The organism is Micromonospora sp. Mcm103 (genome assembly GCF_024519755.1).
Taxonomy (GTDB): domain Bacteria; phylum Actinomycetota; class Actinomycetes; order Mycobacteriales; family Micromonosporaceae; genus Micromonospora; species Micromonospora aurantiaca.
On the sequence record NZ_JALJRJ010000003.1, the window covers coordinates 1 to 17,775 of the forward strand.

General features: G+C 74.1%; 14 protein-coding genes. 7 read left to right on the plus strand and 7 right to left on the minus strand.

Translation table 11 applies throughout. The annotated features are described in order from the left end of the window. Positions 1–354: 354 nt before the first annotated feature. Positions 355–3,255, minus strand: a complete 2,901-nt coding sequence (gene secA / locus OC439_RS04935) for a preprotein translocase subunit SecA (protein WP_262012422.1) — start codon at positions 3,253–3,255, stop codon at positions 355–357. 169 nt (positions 3,256–3,424) lie between these two features. Here secA and OC439_RS04940 point away from each other — a divergent pair, with 169 nt between their 5' ends. Continuing rightward, on the plus strand, positions 3,425–4,582 hold the full coding sequence (locus OC439_RS04940) for a GNAT family N-acetyltransferase (RefSeq protein WP_262012423.1): 1,158 nt from the start codon (positions 3,425–3,427) through the stop codon (positions 4,580–4,582). Further along, the gene (locus OC439_RS04945; RefSeq protein WP_262012424.1) at positions 4,579–5,685 is read left to right on the plus strand and encodes a GNAT family N-acetyltransferase; all 1,107 of its coding nucleotides are present in this window, start codon (positions 4,579–4,581) and stop codon (positions 5,683–5,685) included. Before OC439_RS04940 ends, OC439_RS04945 begins: the two co-directional genes overlap by 4 nt. 42 nt (positions 5,686–5,727) lie before the next feature. Here the strand turns inward: OC439_RS04945 and hpf are convergent, their stop codons facing one another. The 5 genes from hpf to mtrA form a co-directional block, all read right to left on the minus strand. Next, a complete protein-coding gene (hpf, locus tag OC439_RS04950; protein WP_091418726.1) occupies positions 5,728–6,372 on the minus strand; it encodes a ribosome hibernation-promoting factor, HPF/YfiA family in 645 nt (214 codons plus the stop codon). 250 nt (positions 6,373–6,622) lie between these two features. Continuing rightward, positions 6,623–7,327 (minus strand): ComF family protein, encoded by a 705-nt coding sequence (locus OC439_RS04955; protein WP_262012425.1) that lies wholly within the window; start codon positions 7,325–7,327, stop codon positions 6,623–6,625. A gap of 7 nt (positions 7,328–7,334) precedes the next feature. Further along, on the minus strand, positions 7,335–9,134 hold the full coding sequence (locus OC439_RS04960) for an LpqB family beta-propeller domain-containing protein (RefSeq protein WP_262012426.1): 1,800 nt from the start codon (positions 9,132–9,134) through the stop codon (positions 7,335–7,337). Continuing rightward, on the minus strand, positions 9,131–10,882 hold the full coding sequence (gene mtrB / locus OC439_RS04965; protein ID WP_262012427.1) for an MtrAB system histidine kinase MtrB: 1,752 nt from the start codon (positions 10,880–10,882) through the stop codon (positions 9,131–9,133). The genes OC439_RS04960 and mtrB overlap by 4 nt, the downstream gene beginning before the upstream one ends. A 13-nt stretch (positions 10,883–10,895) precedes the next feature. Further along, complete coding sequence (gene mtrA / locus OC439_RS04970) at positions 10,896–11,585, minus strand: MtrAB system response regulator MtrA (RefSeq protein ID WP_088969953.1); 690 nt, start codon at positions 11,583–11,585, stop codon at positions 10,896–10,898. 223 nt (positions 11,586–11,808) lie between these two features. On the opposite strand from mtrA, the gene OC439_RS04975 reads away from it, so the two are divergent. Genes OC439_RS04975 through OC439_RS04995 form a run of 5 tightly spaced genes read left to right on the plus strand, consistent with a single transcriptional unit; the run spans position 11,809 to position 16,829 of the window. Further along, positions 11,809–12,654 (plus strand): hypothetical protein, encoded by an 846-nt coding sequence (locus OC439_RS04975; RefSeq protein ID WP_262012428.1) that lies wholly within the window; start codon positions 11,809–11,811, stop codon positions 12,652–12,654. Further along, positions 12,651–13,250 (plus strand): DUF4129 domain-containing protein, encoded by a 600-nt coding sequence (locus OC439_RS04980; protein WP_262012429.1) that lies wholly within the window; start codon positions 12,651–12,653, stop codon positions 13,248–13,250. The genes OC439_RS04975 and OC439_RS04980 overlap by 4 nt, the downstream gene beginning before the upstream one ends. After that, positions 13,247–14,548, plus strand: coding sequence for a DUF4350 domain-containing protein (locus OC439_RS04985; protein WP_262012430.1), 1,302 nt, complete (start codon positions 13,247–13,249; stop codon positions 14,546–14,548). The genes OC439_RS04980 and OC439_RS04985 overlap by 4 nt, the downstream gene beginning before the upstream one ends. Continuing rightward, the gene (locus OC439_RS04990) at positions 14,545–15,522 is read left to right on the plus strand and encodes an AAA family ATPase (protein WP_194798463.1); all 978 of its coding nucleotides are present in this window, start codon (positions 14,545–14,547) and stop codon (positions 15,520–15,522) included. The genes OC439_RS04985 and OC439_RS04990 overlap by 4 nt, the downstream gene beginning before the upstream one ends. Beyond that, on the plus strand, positions 15,519–16,829 hold the full coding sequence (locus OC439_RS04995; protein ID WP_262012431.1) for a DUF58 domain-containing protein: 1,311 nt from the start codon (positions 15,519–15,521) through the stop codon (positions 16,827–16,829). Before OC439_RS04990 ends, OC439_RS04995 begins: the two co-directional genes overlap by 4 nt. Here the strand turns inward: OC439_RS04995 and OC439_RS05000 are convergent. Continuing rightward, complete coding sequence (locus tag OC439_RS05000) at positions 16,807–17,760, minus strand: stage II sporulation protein M (protein WP_262012432.1); 954 nt, start codon at positions 17,758–17,760, stop codon at positions 16,807–16,809. The genes OC439_RS04995 and OC439_RS05000 overlap by 23 nt on opposite strands. Between the last annotated feature and the right edge of the window lie 15 nt (positions 17,761–17,775).

Here is a 17,775-nt window from a genome sequence, read left to right on the forward strand (position 1 = left end):
GGCTCCCGGCTCCCGGCTCCCGGCTCCCGGCTCCCGGCTCCCGGCGAGATCTTGGTACCAAACGGCCCCCATAGGGGCCATTTCCTACCAAGATCTCCAACAATCCCACCACGCGGAACGCGAGTCTCGCCTGACGGAAGGCTCGCCGAACAACCAGCCGCACGAGGATCTCCGGCCCACACCCGCGCCTCCACCGGCGGCGATCTTGCACTTTCGGTCCCCCGATAACAGCACGAAACGGGCACAATGAGGGCCGAAACTGCAAGATCGCGGGGCGGGTAGGGCGGGGACGGGCGGGGACGGGGACGGGCCCCGGCCTTGGTGGCCGGGGCCCGTCGGGGCGCTCGTTCGGGGTCAGTTGCCGCCGTTGGGCGAGCCGTGGCAGCGCTTGTACTTGCGGCCGGAGCCACACGGGCAGGGCGCGTTACGGGACGGGCCCTCGCCGCCGTCGACCTGGCCGGGAGCCGCCCGCCGGGCGGTGCTGGCGGCCACAGCCTGGCCACTCGCCCCGGCCGGTGCACGGCGCGGCGTGGTGGCGGCCGGGCGCTCCGAGGACTGCTGGCCGATGCCGAGCGCCGGCGCCTGCTGCTCGGGCCGCTCGATCACCGGAGCGCCCCGGCCTGCCTCGCCGTCCACGGCGGGCGCCGAGTATTGCAGGCCCTGCTGCTGCGGCGCGCGGTTGAGACCCTTGGCCCGGATCTCCACCGGCTTGTCCAGCAGCTGCACCTCCTCGGCCTCCGGCTCCGCCTCCTCGACCTGGACGTCCAGGTTGTAGAGGAAGCCGACAGTCTCCTCCTTGATGCCGTCCATCATGGAGGCGAACATGTCGAAGCCCTCGCGCTGGTACTCGATGACCGGGTCGCGCTGGGCGTACGCCCGCAGGCTGATGCCCTCCTGGAGGTAGTCCATCTCGTACAGGTGCTCGCGCCACTTGCGGTCGATCACCTGGAGCAGGACCATGCGCTCGAGCTGGCGCACCGCCTCCTCGCCGAGGTTCTCCTCGCGCCTGTCGTACGCGGCGTGCGCGTCCTCCTTGAGGCGGGCGAGCAGGAAGTCCTGGTCGATGCCGGAGCGGGAACCGACCTCCTCCTCCAGCTCCTCGACGGTGACGCCGACCGGGTAGAGCTGCTTCAGGCTGGACCACAGCTGGTCGAGGTCCCAGTCCTCGGCGTAGCCGTCGCTCGTCGCGCCGACCACGTACGCGGTCACCACGTCGTCGATCATGTTGCGGACCTGGTCGGACAGGTCCTCACCGTTGAGCACCCGGAGGCGCTCGGCGTAGATCACCTGGCGCTGCTTGTTCAGCACCTCGTCGTACTTGAGGACGTTCTTGCGGATCTCGGCGTTCTGGCCCTCGATCTGGGCCTGGGCGCTCCTGATCTGGCGGGTGACCATCTTCGACTCGATGGGCACGTCCTCCGGGATGTTGAAGCGGTCCATCACCGCCTCGACCGCGCCGGCCCGGAAGCGCTTCATCAGCTCGTCCTGGAGCGACAGGTAGAAGCGGGACTCGCCCGGGTCACCCTGCCGGCCGGCGCGACCGCGGAGCTGGTTGTCGATCCGGCGGGACTCGTGCCGCTCGGTGCCCAGCACGTAGAGCCCACCGGCGGCCGCCACCTCCTCCGCCTCGACGTCGCACGCCTGCTTCCAGGTCGGGAGGATCTCCTCCATCGCCTTGGCGTACTCCTCCGGCTGCTCGACCGGGTCGAGCCCGCGCTGGCGCAGCTCGTTCGCGGCGAGGAACTCGGGGTTGCCGCCGAGCAGGATGTCCGTACCGCGGCCGGCCATGTTCGTCGCGACGGTGACCGCGCCCTTGCGCCCGGCCTGCGCGACGATCTCCGCCTCCTTGGCGTGGAACTTCGCGTTCAGCACCGAGTGCGGGATGCCGCGGCGGCGCAGCATGTGCGACAGGATCTCGGAGTTCTCCACCGAGACGGTGCCGACCAGCACCGGCTGGCCCTGCTCGTGCCGCTCGGCGATGTCCTCGACGACGGCGTTGAACTTGGCCTTCTCGGTCTTGTAGATGACGTCGGGCCGGTCGAGCCGGACCATCGGCCGGTGCGTCGGGATGGTCACGACGCCGACCTTGTAGACCTTGTTGAACTCGCCCGCCTCGGTCTGGGCGGTACCGGTCATGCCGGAGAGCTTCTCGTAGAGGCGGAAGTAGTTCTGGAGGGTGATGGTGGCCAGGGTCTGGTTCTCCTGCTTGATCTCCACCCCCTCCTTGGCCTCGATCGCCTGGTGCATGCCCTCGTTGTAGCGGCGGCCGTGCAGGATGCGGCCGGTGAACTCGTCGACGATCAGGACCTCACCGTCGTTGACGATGTAGTCCTTGTCGCGCTTGTAGAGCTCCTTGGCCTTGATCGCGTTGTTCAGGTAGCCGACCAGCGGGGTGTTCACCGACTCGTAGAGGTTGTCGATGCCCAGGCGGTCCTCCACCTTGGCCACGCCGCGCTCGGTGATGGCGATGGTGCGCTTGGCGTAGTCGACCTCGTAGTCGCCCTCGCCGTCGGTGCCGGGCTGGAGCCGGGCCACCACCGTGGCGAACTCCTGGTACCACCGGGCGGAGTGCTCGGCCGGACCGGAGATGATCAGCGGGGTACGCGCCTCGTCGATCAGGATCGAGTCGACCTCGTCGACCACGGCGAAGAAGTGGCCGCGCTGGACCAGCTCGTCCTTCGACCAGGCCATGTTGTCGCGCAGGTAGTCGAAGCCGAACTCGTTGTTCGTGCCGTAGGTGACGTCGCACTCGTAGGCCGCGCGGTGCTCGCTGGCGGGCCGGTTCGGCAGCACCACGCCGACGCGCAGGCCGAGGAACTCGTGGACGCGGCCCATCCAGGCGGCGTCGCGCTCGGCCAGGTAGTCGTTCACCGTGATCACGTGCACGCCCTTGCCGGCGAGCGCGTTCAGGTAGACCGGCATGACCGAGGTGAGCGTCTTGCCCTCACCGGTCTTCATCTCGGCGATGTTGCCGAAGTGCAGCGCCGCGCCACCCATCACCTGGACGTCGTAGGGGCGCTGGCCGAGCACCCGCGAGGCGGCCTCGCGGCACACCGCGAACGCCTCGGGCAGCAGGTCGTCGAGGGTCTCGCCATCCTCGAGCCGCTCCTTGAACTGCTCGGTCATGCCGCTCAGCTCGTCGTCGCTGAGGTTGACGTAGTCGTCCTCGATCGAGTTGACGGCGGCAGCGATGGCCTTCAGCCGACGCACCATGCGGCCCTCGCCGGCGCGAAGGAACTTTTCCAGAATCGACACGGATCAACGCTCCCCTAGACGGTCTCGAACCATCGTAGGCGCTCCGAGGCGACGATGGTCACTGGTGGCGGCGGTCCGGGCTCCGGAACCCGACATAACGTCGCGACCGTGCGCCACCGGCCGCTAATCGGGTTACGCCGTGCGCGAACGATCCGGCACGATGGCTCGAATGGAGCCTGTGGAGATCATCGAAGACGGCCTGCTGCTGCGCCCGTGGCGCGCGGAGGACGCCGACGCGGTGCACCGTGCCTGCCAGGATCCGGACATCCAGCGCTGGACCACCGTACCTCGCCCGTACCTGCCGGAGCACGCGACGGAGTACGTCACCACGATCAGCGCCACCGCCTGGGCCGAGGGCACCGCTGCGCTCTTCGCGGTCTGCGACGCCGGCACCGGTGAGCTGCTCGCCTCGTTCGGCCTGGTCTCCGTCGACCGCGCGCGGGACTCGGCCGAGGTGGGCTACTGGACCGCGCCGTGGGCCCGGGGCCGGGGCGTCGCGGTCCGCGCCACCCGCGCGCTCGCCCGCTGGGCGTTCGACGCGCTCAAGCTGCGCCGGCTCACCTGGCAGGCCGAGATCGGCAACCACGCCTCCCGGCTGGTCGCGTTGCGCGCCGGCTTCCGCATCGAGGGTGAGCTGCGACTGGCCGACCCCAGCCCCGGCGGCCGGACCGAGGGCTGGATCGGCTCGCTGTTCCCCGGCGAGGTCGCCGCCGCCGGCGACCCGGTCCCCTACGGCCCGGACACGCTCCAGGCCCGCCGCGCGGCGGTCTTCGGCCGGCCGCAGCCGGTCCTGTTCGCCACCGCCGGCGACACCGAGCTGCGGCTGCGCGCGCTGGAGGAACGCGACCTGGCCGCGGTGACCCGCACCTGTCAGGACGAGCAGACGATCCGCTGGACCACGGTGCCGCACCCGTACCGGCCGGAGCACGCCGAGGGCTTCCTGCGCGACCTGGTGCGCCCGGCCTGGGCGCGGGGCACAGCGGTGACGTTCGCCGTGGCCGACCCGGACGACGAGTACGTCGCCTCGATCGACCTGCGCCTGCTGCCGAACGACCCGCTGGTGGCCGACGTGGGCTACATGACAGCGCCGCACGCCCGCGGCCGGGGCTACCTGCCGGCCGCGCTCGCCGCGGTGTGCGCCTGGGGCTTCACCACGCTCGGCCTGGCCCGGATCGAGTGGCGGGCGAACGTGGGCAACACCGCCTCGCGGCGGGCCGCCGAGAAGGCCGGCTTCACCGTCGAGGGCACGCTGCGCGGCGGCGTCCAGCACCGCGGCGAGCGGCAGGACGTCTGGATCGGCGGCCTGCTGCCGGGCGACCTGGCATGACCCCGGAGACGATCGAGGGGTACGGCGTACGGCTCCGGCCGTGCCACCTCGCGGACGTACCGGACATGGTGGCCGGGTGCACCGACCCGGAGATCCGCCGGTTCATGCCCCTGCTGCCCGACCCGTACGACGCCGACGCCGCCCGCTTGTGGATCGACGAGGGCGCGCCCGCGGCGTGGGCGGCGGGCGGGGCCGCGTACACGATCGCCGACCCGGCCACCGACCGGCTGCTCGGCAGCATCGGGCTGACCCGGCTCAGCGCGGAGCGGGCGACGTACGAGATCGGTTACTGGGTGGGAGCGGCGGCGCGCGGCCGGGGCGTGGCGACCGCCGCCACCCGGCTGCTGACCGGGCGGGCGTTCGCCGCCGGCGCGGCCCGGCTGGAGCTGCTCACCCGGACGGAGAACGTGGCGAGCCAGCGCATCGCCCTGGCCTGCGGTTACCGGCACGAGGGCGTACGCCGGGCGGCCGGCGCGGACGGCGACGGCGTACGCCAGGATCTGATCGCCTGGGTGCGGCTGGCCGACGACCCGCCCGGGCCGGTCCCCCGCCTGCTGCCGGACCTGCCGGACGGCCGGCTCACCGACGGCGTGGTGACGCTGCGCCCGGTGGAGCCGGCGGACACGGACGCGCTGTACCGGCTGCACTCGCTGCCTGAGGTGGTGGCGAACCGGGTGCCGCCGGTGGCGCCGGAGCGGGCGGCGCTCGCGCGCCGCTGCCGGCTCGCGGCGAGCCGCTGGCTCGCGGGCGAGGCCGCCGACCTGGCGATCCTCGACGCGGCCACCGGCGCCGTCGTCGGTGGGTGCGCGCTGTTCTACGACGAGCCGGCCACCGGGCAGGCCATGATCGGCTACAGCCTGCTGCCCGAGGCGCGCGGGCGCGGGCTGGCGGCCCGGACGGTCCGGCTGGTCGCCGGGTGGGCGTTCGGCGTCGGGGTGTCCCGGCTGTGGGCCGGCACCCGGCCGGACAACGTCGCCTCGCAGCGGGTGCTGGAACGGGCCGGCTTCCGGCGGGAGGGGCTGTTGCGCGGCCGGCTGCCCGGCCCGGACGGCGTCCGTGTCGACTCGGTGGTCTACGGCCGGCTCGCCACCGACGGGAACTGAGGACGGGCCCCGCGCGAGGGCCCGTCCTGGCCGGTCAAGGGGTCACGTGTCGAGCTGGATGATCCCGTAGTCGTACGCGTGCCGCCGGTAGACCACGCTCGGGCGGCCGGACTCCTTGTCCTGGAACAGGTAGAAGTCGTGGCCGACCAGTTCCATCTGGAACAGCGCGTCGTCGACGGTCATCGGTTCGGCGGGGTGGACCTTCGCCCGGGCGATGTGCCACGGCTGGTCGTCGGGTTCGGTGTAGCCGCTCTCGTCGGGGCGTTCGGCGACCGCGGTGGCGGTGCCGTGGCCGTCGAGCGCCGCCAGGCCGGGACCGTCGAGGTCGGCCACAGGTAGGCCGGCGGTCGCGGCGGCCACGGAGATCGGCGCGTGCCGTCCGCGGTGTACCCGGCGACGGTCCGCCGCGCGGCGGAATCGCGTGTCCAGCTTGGCGATGGCGGCGTCGAGCGCGCTGTAGAAGTCGTTCGTGCAGGCCTCGGCCCGGATCACCGGGCCGCGCGTCACGCACGTAATCTCCACCCGCTGGCAGGTGTCCGCCTGGCGTGGATTGCGCTCGTGGAACAACTCGACGTCCACGCGAATGAGCTTCTGGTCGTAGCGTTCGATCTTCGCGAGCTTCTCGGCTACGTGCACCCGGTAATGGTCCGGCACTTCGACGTTACGGCCCTTGACCACGATGTCCACGTGACCTCCCTTGTTCGGACGGTCGTTCGGTCCGGATCAGATCCGGTCGACGCGCCGGGAGGGCCCCGCTCGGCGTCGACCGGTGTTGTTCGGCTACGCCTCCTTCCAGTGCCGGGGGAAGGTTTGACCCTCACTACCCCCGACACCGAAACGCTAACTCCTGTACGGCCACCCGTCACCCCTGGTTGCCGAAGGCGGTCGCGAAATTTAACAGCTCATACACCAAGGGGTGAAACGGATACACGAAGCGTCACCGACGGTGCCGCTTTTGCGTTGCGGCGAGCACGGCCGCGGCCTTTGGCGTCATTCCCGCGCGGTGCAACATCCGGCTCACCGCCGCGAGCGTGGCGCCGGTGGTGACGATGTCGTCGAGCAGCACGACGGCCTCCCCCGGCCGGTGTCCGGCCGCCGGGCGGCGCAACCGGAACGCCGCCTCGGCGGCGGCGGCCCGTCCGGCGCTGTCCAGCGCCACCGAGTCGGTCCGGGGCAGTGCCCGCAGCGGGCGCAGCACGCGTACCGGCCAGCCGGCCGCGCGCAGGCGGGCCGCGGCCGGGCGGACCAGCCGGTCCAGGTGGTCGCCGTAGCGGGCCCGGGCGGCGCGTGCGGTGTCGGGCACCGCCACCAGCGTCACCGGGCCGGGCGGCCCCGCGGCCGCCGCGACCACCTCGGCCAGCAGCGCGCCCAACGGCCGGGCCAGCCCGTGCCGGCCCCGTTCCTTGTACGCCAGCAGCCCTTCGCGCAGCGCGCCGCCGTACGGGCCGAGCGCGACGCAGGGCGGCAGGCCGGGCGGGGCCGGATCGGGCCTCGTCGGGGCGGGACGCAGCGACTCCAGCTCCCGTACGCAGCCGCCGCAGAAGCCGTGCCGCAGCGGTACCGATCCCGCGCCGCAGCCGGCGCACCCGGCGGGCAGCACCAGGTCGGTCAGGTCCGACCAGAGCCCGCCCAGATCACGCACGCGCGGCTCAGTAGAGGAAGAACGGCGCGGTCGGGTTCGTCGCCCGGCTGCCGGCCGGTACGTCGAGCACCTGCTCCCGCTTGACGTAGTCGAACGGGTTGTTCCGCCAGGCCGCGCCGTCCGTCTCGAACATGAACGAGAACGCGGCCAGGCCGCGGTCGCCGCCGCCCGGATATCCGGCGAGCTGGGTCACCGGGGCGCCGATCTCCACCGTCAGCGGGGTCTCCCAGGCGCCGTCCACGCTGACCTGGTGGATCGCCGAGCGCCGGTCCGCCTCGTTGCCGGCCAGCGCCAGCTCGTTCTCCGCCACCCAGTCCACCACCGTCACGCCGGTGAGCAGCGTGGTGACCCGGCGGAGCTGTCCGAGGCTGGCCCCGCCACCGTCGGCGCTCACCGCGGCGACGAAGACCACGCCGCCGGAGACCAGCGCGATCCGGTGCCCGTCCAGGGAACCGGCGACCGCCGTCACCGGCCCGGGGACGGACAGCGGGATCTCGCTCATCCGGCCCGTGCCGTCGAACCGGTAGAGCCGCCCGTCAGCCGCCACCAGACCCGCCGGACGGGCCTTGTTCAGCGAGCGCAGCCAGGTGGGACGGCTCATCGCCCGGAACGTCCGGTCGCTGGGGCTGAGCGTCGCGACCGGTTCCGGGCCACTGCCCACCTTGAGCCGCCTGCGGTTGTCCGCCCCGGTCACCACGAGCGCGGCGAGCACCTGGTCGTCGGCGCGGGCGAGCGACGCGGACACCACATTGCGGTTCTCCGCGGGCGGCAGCGGCGCGGCGGCCCGCGACTCGGCGCCGAACGCCAGGGGACGGACCGCGCCGTCGTAGACGGCGTACCGCATCGGATCGCCGCCGCGGGGATAGGCGGCGGTCGAGACCCGCTCCCGCCGCAGGTCGACGGTGAGCCGCTTCTGGTTCTGGATCTTCAGGTCGACCTGGCCGTCCAGGTCCGACAGCGACCACGCCAGCTGGGTGCCGAGCCGGGTCAGCCGCTGCTCGTTGGCGCCCGGCATGTTGAGGTTGATCTCCCAGTGGCCGTCCGTGCCGGTCGCGTTGTTGATCAGCTGGGTGCCGTCGGGCAGCCCGGTCACGGCGGGGGACAGCCAGTCCGACGGGCGGTCGGCCAGCCACTTCATCACCTCGGTGATCCGGCGCTCGGTCGGCGCCGACGAGGGCAGGTAGCGCTGGTCCGGCACCAGCCGGGTCAGGTCGGGGTTCCAGAAGTAGACGGTGCGGGGGCGGTAGTACTCGCGCACCGCAGAGTCGCTGACCAGCAGCATGTTCGGCAGCTCGGTGATCAGCAGGCCGGTGCCGGCCGGCTCGGCCCGGCGCAGCTCGAAGACGTACTGCGTCTCGCTGGCCACCGGCGGGCCGAGCGTGCCGTCGGCGCGCAGCACGCCCACCTGCTGCACCTTGAGCGTGACGGTGCTGGTGCCCTGGTTGTTCGGCGGCGTGCTCTCCGGCTTCTCCCGCAGCCGCACCACTGTCAGCTCGATCTCGCTGGTCTGCGGCTTGCCCGAAAGCAGGTCGCGGGCCTCCGCGGCGAGGAACTTGCGGGCCCGGGCGTACGCCTGGTCGCGTTCCCCGGCCGCGGCGGCCCGCAGGTAGTTCTCCACGAACGGCACCGGCTCGCTGCTGTCCGCCGGTTCGGGCGGACGGGCCGGGCTGCCGTTGAGCACCCCGGACTCGGCGGCCGGCGCCGAGCCGTCCACCTGCACGTCGGTCTCGTCCGGGATGCCGCATCCGGCGAGCGCGGCCGGCAGCAGCGCGCCGGTCAGCAGCAGGGTCAGGACCCGGCGCCTCACGGCCGCGCCTCCGCGTGGTCGCCGCCGGCGGCCGGTCCGGCGGTCAGCGCGGCGACGCCGCCGCCGGGCCCGATGGCGGACAGCTCGCCGTCGCGGGGGCCGCCGAACGGCACCGTGGCGTCGGCCGGCACCAGCCGTAGCGGGCTGGTGGTGAGCCGGTCCCCGGCCCGGGCCGGCAAGGTGAGCCGGAACTGCGCGCCCTGCCCGGGCGCGCCCCACGCCTCCAGCCAGCCGCCGTGCAGGCGGGCGTCCTCCAGGCTGATCGACAGGCCCAGCCCGGTGCCGCCGGTCTGCCGGGCGCGCGACGGATCGGCCCGCCAGAAGCGGTTGAACACCAGCTTCTCCTCCCCCGGCTTGAGGCCGACCCCGTGGTCCCGCACGGTGATCGCCACCGCACTCTGGTCCTGACCCAGGGTGATCCGTACCGGCTTGGCCTCGCCGTGCTCGACCGCGTTGCCGACCAGGTTGCGCAGCACCCGCTCGACGCGGCGCGGGTCGACCTCGGCGATCACCGGAGTGTCCGGCAGGTCCAGCTCGATGGTCACCCCGACCCGCTCGGCCAGCCCGGCCAGCCGCTCGGTGACCCGGTGCACCACCGGCACCAGGTCGGTCGGCTCGCTGTCCAGCACCGCGAAACCGGCGTCGAACCGGCTGATCTCCAGCAGGTCGGTGAGCAGTTCCTCGAACCGGTCCAGCTCGGCCTGGAGCAGCTCGGCGCTGCGGGCCACCGCCGGGTCGAACTCGTCGCGCTCGGCGAAGATCAGGTCGGCGGCCATCCGGACCGTGGTCAGCGGCGTCCGCAGTTCGTGCGAGACGTCGGAGGTGAACCGGCGTTGCAGCCGGGACATCTCCTCCAGCCGGAGGATCTGCCGTTGCAGGTTCGTCGCCATCTGGTTGAACGAGGCCGCCAGCAGCGCGAGGTCGTCCTCGCCGGAGACCACCATGCGCTGGTCCAGCAGACCGGCGGAGAGCCGCTGCGCGGTGCGCGCGGCCACCCGTACCGGGGTCACCACCAGTCGGGTGACCAGGGCGGCCAGCAGGCCGAGCAGCAGCACCAGCGCCACGCCGGTGGCGACCACCGTGGCCCGGGCGTCGGCCGCCGTCGCGTCCTGCCGGGCCAGCGGTACGAGGTAGTAGAGCTCGACCTGCCCGAACTTGGTCGGCACCGGAGAGCCGTAGACCAGGTATTTCGTCCGCTCGCCGCCGAGCGAGCCGGTACGGATCTGGTGCGCGACCTTGCCCGAGGCGACGGTGGCCCGCAGCTCGTCGCCGATCACCGTGTCCACCGGCACGTCGGGCGTGGTCCGCGGCTCGATGAACTCGGCGAAGTTGTCGGCGGTGATCGCCACCACCACGCCGCTGGTCTGGGTGGGGTCGCCGCCGGCCAGGTAGTTGACGGTGCCGTCGATGGTGTTCTGGAGCTGCGCCTCCTGCGGCTGGCTGTAGAGGTTGAACTGCTTGGCCGCGTACTCGCTGCCGTTGCTCAACCGCAGCCGCACGTCGGTCTCGGCGTTCTCCAGCAGGATGCTGGTGATCTTGTCAGCGATCAGATAGGCGAAACCGCCCACCAGCAGACTCGACGCCACCAGCGTGATGGTGACCACACGGACCTGGAGCGACCGCCGCCACGCCTGGTGCACGGCTGCCACCAGCCGGGCGACGCGGCCGGTCAGGGCGAGCCAGAGCGCCCGCACGGCGGAGAGCCGGCGGGGCGCGGGGGTCGGCGACTCGGGCAGCGAGGTCAGCACAGTGCTGACCAGGCTATCCGGTACCCGCCTTGTAGCCCACGCCCCGCACGGTCAGGATGATTTCGGGTCGCTCCGGATCCGGCTCGATCTTGGCGCGCAGCCGCTGCACGTGCACGTTGACCAGGCGGGTGTCCGCCGCGTGGCGGTAACCCCAGACCTGCTCCAGCAGCACCTCGCGGGTGAAGACCTGACGCGGCTTGCGGGCGAGCGCGACCAGCAGGTCGAACTCCAGCGGCGTCAGCTTCACCTCCTCGCCGTCGCGGCTGACCGTGTGGGCCGGCACGTCGATGGTGATCTGGTTGCCGGGCGGGCCGATGGTCAGCATCTCCGGCGCCACGTCCTCGCCCCGGCGCAGCCGGGCCCGCATCCGGGCCACCAGCTCCTTGGGCTTGAACGGCTTCACCACGTAGTCGTCGGCGCCGGACTCCAGCCCGAGCACCACGTCGACGGTGTCGCTCTTGGCGGTCAGCATCACGATCGGCACGCCGGACTCGCCCCGGATGGCGCGGGCCACGTCGATGCCGCTCATGCCCGGCAGCATCAGGTCGAGCAGGACGATGTCGGGTCGGCTGTCGCGGAAGGCGGCCAACGCCCGTTCGCCGTCCGCGACGAAGGACGGCACGAAGCCCTCGCTGCGCAGCACGATGCCGAGCATCTCGGCGAGGGCGGGGTCGTCGTCGACCACGAGTACCCGGGCTCTCATGGGGTTTATCGTTCCATCCCCGTTCGTCTGGAGTGTTCGGTGTTCGGCGTCTCCACGGCACCGTAGCGCCGGGCGGCCCCGCGCACCACAGCAAGTCGGCGTGGCCGCCCAGCGTGGCGCGCCGGAGCGGACGGGTCCACCGGATGCGGACCCGCCGTGCAACCATGATCCCCCGGGCGTCGCCCCGCCCGCCACCTCCGCTCGCCCCCGCCCAGGAGTACGCGTGCCCGACGCCGGCCCGACCGCGGTGCTGCCGCGCCGTCCGCTGACCGTCGGCGAGCTGCTCGACGCGGCCGTGCTGCTGCTGCGCGACCAGGCCCGGGTGCTCGTGCCGCTCGCCCTGCTGCTCGCCCTCGCCGAACAGGCGGTGCTCCACCCGCTGCGCATGCTCGCCGAGACCGAACCGCCGTACTGGTGGCCGGTGGAGTTCGGCGACACCCTCCCGGAGTACTGGCTGCTGCTGGCGGCCGGCGCGGGCACCGAGGCGGCGATCGTCGCGCTGCTCGGCGCCCCGGCGGCGCGCGGCGCCGGGGCAGCGCTGCTGGGGCGCCGTCCACGGCCGGCCGAGTTGCTGCGCGGCGCCCGGCTCGGCGTGGCGCTGCCGGCCGCCGTCCTGGTCGGGCTGACCGTCACGGCCGCCGCTCTGACCGGGCCGGGCTGGTTCCCGGCGTACGCGCTGCTCGGCCTGGTGGTGCCGGTGCTGGTGCTGGACGGGGTGCCGGCGCACCTGGCGCCCTGGCGGGCGGTACGCCTGGCCGGCCGGGTCAGCGCCCGGGGCGCCGCGATCCGGCTGCTGGGCTACCTCGGCTGGTGGCTGATCCGGCTCGGCATCGGGCTGGGCGTCTACCAGGGTCTCGGCATGCTGGGCCTGTTCGACGTGTCGGCCTGGGCGCTGCCGTTGACGATCGCCGCCTTCACCGCTGTCAACGCGCTCGCGTACCCGGCGCTCGCCTGCCTGGACGCGGTGCTGCACCTGGAGACCCGGGTCCGCACCGAGGGGCTGGACATCCGGCTCTCCCGCGCGCCGGCCGGCGTGCCCGAGCCCGTCCTGCTGGCGGCACACCGGTGAGCCGGTGGTGGACCGAGACGGTGGCGGCCCTCGGTGACGTGGTGCCGCTGCCGCTGGCCGCGCTGATCCTGCTGGCGGTCGCGCTGCTGGTGGCGCTGGGCTGGTATTTCTTCCCGGCCTGGGTGCCACGCCGGCTGCCCCGGTTCACGCTGCCCCGGCTGCGGCGTCCTCGCCTGCCCCGGCTGCGGCTGCCCCGGTTCCGGCGGCGGCGTGCCCGCTGGCCGCGCACCGATCCGCCGGCCGTGCGCCTGCCCGCGCCCCGGCTGCCGGAACCGGCGGCGGCCGGTCCCGGGCTGGCCGACCGGCTGGCGGCCGAGGGCCGGTACGCCGAGGCGGTCCGGGAACGGCTGCGCGAGATGGTCCGGCTCCTGGTCGTCCGGCAGGTGGTGGAACCCCGCCCCGGGCTCACCGTCGTGGAGCTGACCGAGGCGGCGGCCCGCACCCGGCCGCGGGTCCGGCCGACGCTGCACGCGGCCGGCGCGATCTTCTCCGACCTCTGGTACGCCCAGCGTCCCGCCACCGCCGCGCACGACCGGCGGATGCGTGAACTCGCCACCGACCTCAGTCGCGAGCTGACCGGGGAGGAGCCGCGGTGACCGCCACTGTCGTACCGGAGACCACGACGACGGCGACCACGGCGGCACCGCGTCGGCGGCCGTACCGGTTGCTCGTCCCGCTCGGGCTCGCCGTGCTGCTGATCGTGACCACGCTCGTGCTGCACGCGATCGACCGGCCCGACGCCGACGAGCCCGGCTTCCTGTCCCCGGTCGCCACCGACGACGACGGCGCGAGCAGGCTCGCGGAGGCGCTGCGGACGCAGGGCGTGCCGGTGCGCCGGGAGACGGACCTGACGGCGGCGCTGCGTACCGCCGGGGCCGAGCCGAGCACGCTGTTCGTGCCCGCGCCCGCTCTGGTGCACCCGGACCGGCTCGACGAGCTGACCACCCTGCCGCCGGGTAGCCGGCTGGTGCTGGTCGAGCCGTCCCGGCGGGTGCTCGCCGAACTGGACACTCCGGTCGTGCCGGCCGGCGGCCGCTGGGCCGCCCGGGCGGTGCCGCCGGATGCCGACGGCACGCCGTGCCGGCTGCCCGAGGCGGTACGGGCCGGCACCGCCGCGATCGACCTGCAACGCTACGACGGGCCGGCCGAGGTCGACGACTGCTACGCCGGGGCGCTGCTGCGCGTCCCCGGCCGGGTCGAGGTGGTGCTGGCCGGCGCGAGCGACCCGTTCCGCAACGACCGGATCGGCGAGTGGGGCAACGAGGCCCTCGCCACCGGCCTGCTCGGCGGCGGACGCCCGCTGGTCTGGCTCGACCTGCCCGAGCCGGTGCCGGCCCCGACCGGGCCGAGCTGGTCCCCGGATCCGGTCACCGACCAGCCCGCACCGGCCGGCAGCGGCCGGTCGGAGCGGCCTGACCCACCCGACCGCGCCGACCCGCCGCGGGAGAACCCGCTCTGGGGTGCCTTCCCGCTCTGGTTCTGGGCCCTCCTGGTGCAGCTCGCCCTGGCCGGCCTGCTCGTGGTGCTGTGGCGGGCCCGCCGGCTCGGGCCGCCGGTGTCGGAGCCGCTGCCGGTCACCGTCCGGTCCGCCGAGACGGTACGCGGCCGGGCGCGGCTCTACCGCCGGGCGGGCGCCCGGGACACCGTCGCCGCGACGCTGCGCGCCGCCGCCCTGGACCGGCTCGTGACCCGGCTCAACCTGCCCCCGGACACGCCCGACGACGAGGTGGCCGCCCGGGTCGCCGAGCGCGTCGGCGCCGACCCGGAACGGATGGCCGACCTGCTCTACGGCCCCGCCCCGGAGAAGGACCGCGAGCTGCTGGAGCTGGCCCGCGACCTGGACGCCCTGACCCGTACCCTGGCCCCGCATCCGAGCGAAGGAGACACCCGGTGACCGGACCCGTCACGACCACCGCACCGTCCGGCGCCCGCGCCGCCCTGCACCGGCTGCGTGCCGAGGTGGCGAAGGCCGTCGTCGGGCAGGACGCCGTGGTCACCGGCCTGGTGATCGCGTTGCTCTGCCGGGGGCACGTGCTGCTGGAGGGCGTACCGGGGGTGGCCAAGACGCTGCTGGTCCGGACGCTTGCCGCCGCGCTCGACCTGGACGCCAAGCGGGTGCAGTTCACCCCCGACCTGATGCCCGGCGACGTCACCGGCTCGCTGATCTTCGACCAGCGCACCGCCGCGTTCACGTTCCGGGAGGGGCCGGTCTTCACCAACCTGCTGCTCGCCGACGAGATCAACCGGACCCCGCCGAAGACGCAGTCGGCGCTGCTGGAGGTGATGGAGGAGCGGCAGGTGTCCGTCGAGGGCGAGCGCCGTCCGCTGCCCGACCCGTTCATCGTCGTGGCCACCCAGAACCCGGTCGAGTACGAGGGCACCTACCCGCTGCCCGAGGCGCAGCTCGACCGCTTCCTGCTCAAGCTGACGGTGCCGCTGCCGGAGCGCGAGGAGGAGCTGGGCGTGCTGCGCGCGCACCACGCCGGTTTCGACCCGCGCGACCTGCGTGCCGCCGGCGTACGCCCGGTGGCGGGTTCCGCGGACCTGGCCGCCGCCCGGGCGGAGGTGCGGGGGGTGCACGTGGCCGAGCCGGTGCTCGGCTACATCGTGGACCTGTGCCGGGGCACCCGGGCCGCCCCGGCGCTGGAGCTGGGCGCGTCCCCGCGCGGTGCCACCGCGCTGCTGAACGCCGCCAAGGCGTGGTCCTGGCTGGCCGGCCGCGACCACGTCACCCCGGACGACGTCAAGGCGGTCGCCCGCCCGACGCTGCGGCACCGGCTGCGCCCGCGCCCGGAGGTGGAGCTGGAGGGCGTCACAGCGGACGCCGTGCTGGACTCGGTGCTGGCCACCGTGCCGACGCCGCGATGACCTGGCGGGCGGGTCTGCTGCTCGGCGTGGGCGCGCTGACCCTGCCGGCCTGGCCGGCCCCGTTCCTCGGCGTCGCCGTGCTGACCGCGGCGGTGCTGCTGCTGGTGCTGCTCGACCGGGCGATGGCGGTGCCGCCGGACGCGCTCACGGTGACCCGCTCCGGGGAACGGACGGTCCGCCTCGGCGGCACCGCGACCGTCACGCTGCACCTGGCCAACCCGACCGACCGCACGCTGTACGCCCAGGTACGCGACGCCTGGGTGCCGTCGGCCGGGGCACGCCCGGACGTGCCGCCGGACCGCCTGCTCACCGTGCCGCCCGGTGGCGCCGCCACGCTGCCGGTCCGGCTCACCCCGACCCGGCGCGGCGACCGTCCGGCGGCGGCGCTGACCGTACGGTCGCTCGGGCCGATGCGCCTGGGCGCGAGGCAGCACGCCGAACGGCCGGCGACGCCGCAGTGGACGCTGCGGGTGCTGCCCCGCTTCGACTCCCGCCGGCACCTGCCGGAGAAGCTGTCCCGGCTGCGGGTCATCGACGGCGTGCAGGTGACCCGGGGGCGCGGCCACGGCACCGAGTTCGACACGTTGCGCGAGTACGCGGTGGGCGACGACGTCCGCTCGATCGACTGGCGGGGCAGCGCCCGCCGCGCCGACGTGCTGGTGCGTACCTGGCGCCCGGAACGGGACCGGCGCCTGGTGTGCGTCCTGGACACCGGCCGCACGTCGGCGGTACGCCTCGGTGACGAGCCCCGGCTGGACACCGCCATCGACGCGGCGCTGCTGCTCACCGCGCTGGCCGCCCGCGCCGGTGACCGGGTGGACCTGCTGGCGGCGGACACCGAGATCCGGGCCCGGGTGACCGGCAGCGGCCGTGCGGCACTGCTCGCCCGGCTGGTCGACGCGGTGGCGCCGTTGCAGCCCGCGCTGGTCGAGACCGACTTCGAGCTGATCGCCGCCGAGGTGCTGCGCCGGGAGCGGCAGCGCAGCCTGGTGGTGCTGTTCACCGCGCTGGAGGCGGGCGCGATCGGCGACGGGCTGCTGCCGGTGCTGCCCCGGCTGGCCACCCGGCACCGGGTGGTGCTCGCGGCGGCCGGCGACCCGGTGCTGACCGGGCTCGCCACCGCCACCCCGGCCGGCCCGGACGACCCGTACGCGGCCGCGTCGGCGTGGCGGGCGCTGGCCGAGCGGGACCGGGTACGCGCCGCCCTGTCGCGCTACGGCGTGACGGTGGTGGACGTGCCGGGGCACCGGCTCGCCCCGGCCGTCGCCGACACCTATCTGCGGCTCAAGTCCCTCGGCCGGCTCTGACCGCGCGCCGGCCGAGCACCAGCGCGTACGCCAGGAAGGCCAGCCACACCGCGGCGCCCGCTGCCACCCGCAGCGGGATCGGCACCGGCGCCGGGGTCACGAACGCCTCGATCACCGCGGAGACGGCGAAGACGCCGACCAGGCCGGCCGCGACCACGGCGGCGAGCCGTCCCGCCTCGGCGAGGGCCCGGCCGCGTCCGAGGTGCGCGGGCGGGGCGATCCAGGCCCAGGCGGTCCGCAGGCCGACCCCGGCGGCGACGAAGATGCCGGTCAGCTCCAGCAGCCCGTGCGGGGTGATCATGCCGAAGAAGACGTCGGCCCGGCCGTAGGCGATCATCACGCCGCCGACCACGCCGATGTTCAGCGCGTTCTGCCACAGCAGCCAGAACACCGGCACCACGAGCACACCGGCGGCCAGGCACTGGGCGGCCAGCCAGGCGTTGTGCGTCCACAGGCGGAACGCGAACGTGGGCGCGGAGAACTCGGAGTAGTAGCCGGCGAAACCGGAGTCGACGAGCTGCCGGGCCTCCTCGTCGCCGACGAACGCGGCGGCGGTGTCGGGGTTGCCGGCGACGAACCAGATGAGGAAGGCGCTCAGCACGCTGAACGCGGTGGCCACGCCGCACCACCACGGCCACGCCCGGTAGAGCGCGGCGGGCAGGTCGGCGGCCAGGAAGCGGCCCACCGCCGCCCACGACGGCCGGGGCCGGCCGGTGACCCGGGCGCGGGCCGCGAGGACCAGGTGGGACAGCCGGTTCACCAGCGCCGGTTCGGGTGCCCGGGCGCGCAGCGCGGAGAGGTGCGTGGCACTGCGCTGGTAGAGCGCCACCAGCTCGTCGACCTCTGCCGCGTCGAGCCGACGCCGCCCGGTCAGGTGTTCCAGCCGCCGCCATTCGGCGCCGTGTTCGGCCACGTACGCGTCGAGATCCACTCACCCTCCCCCGTT

Bases quoted from the DNA above. Each gene is read 5' to 3' on its own strand.
- OC439_RS04995 (WP_262012431.1), top strand. From the start codon at position 15,519: ATGACCTGGCGGGCGGGTCTGCTGCTCGGCGTGGGCGCGCTGACCCTG.
- OC439_RS04940 (WP_262012423.1), top strand. From the start codon at position 3,425: ATGGAGCCTGTGGAGATCATCGAAGACGGCCTGCTGCTGCGCCCGTGG.
- OC439_RS04945 (WP_262012424.1), top strand. From the start codon at position 4,579: ATGACCCCGGAGACGATCGAGGGGTACGGCGTACGGCTCCGGCCGTGC.
- mtrA (WP_088969953.1), bottom strand. From the start codon at position 11,585: ATGAGAGCCCGGGTACTCGTGGTCGACGACGACCCCGCCCTCGCCGAG.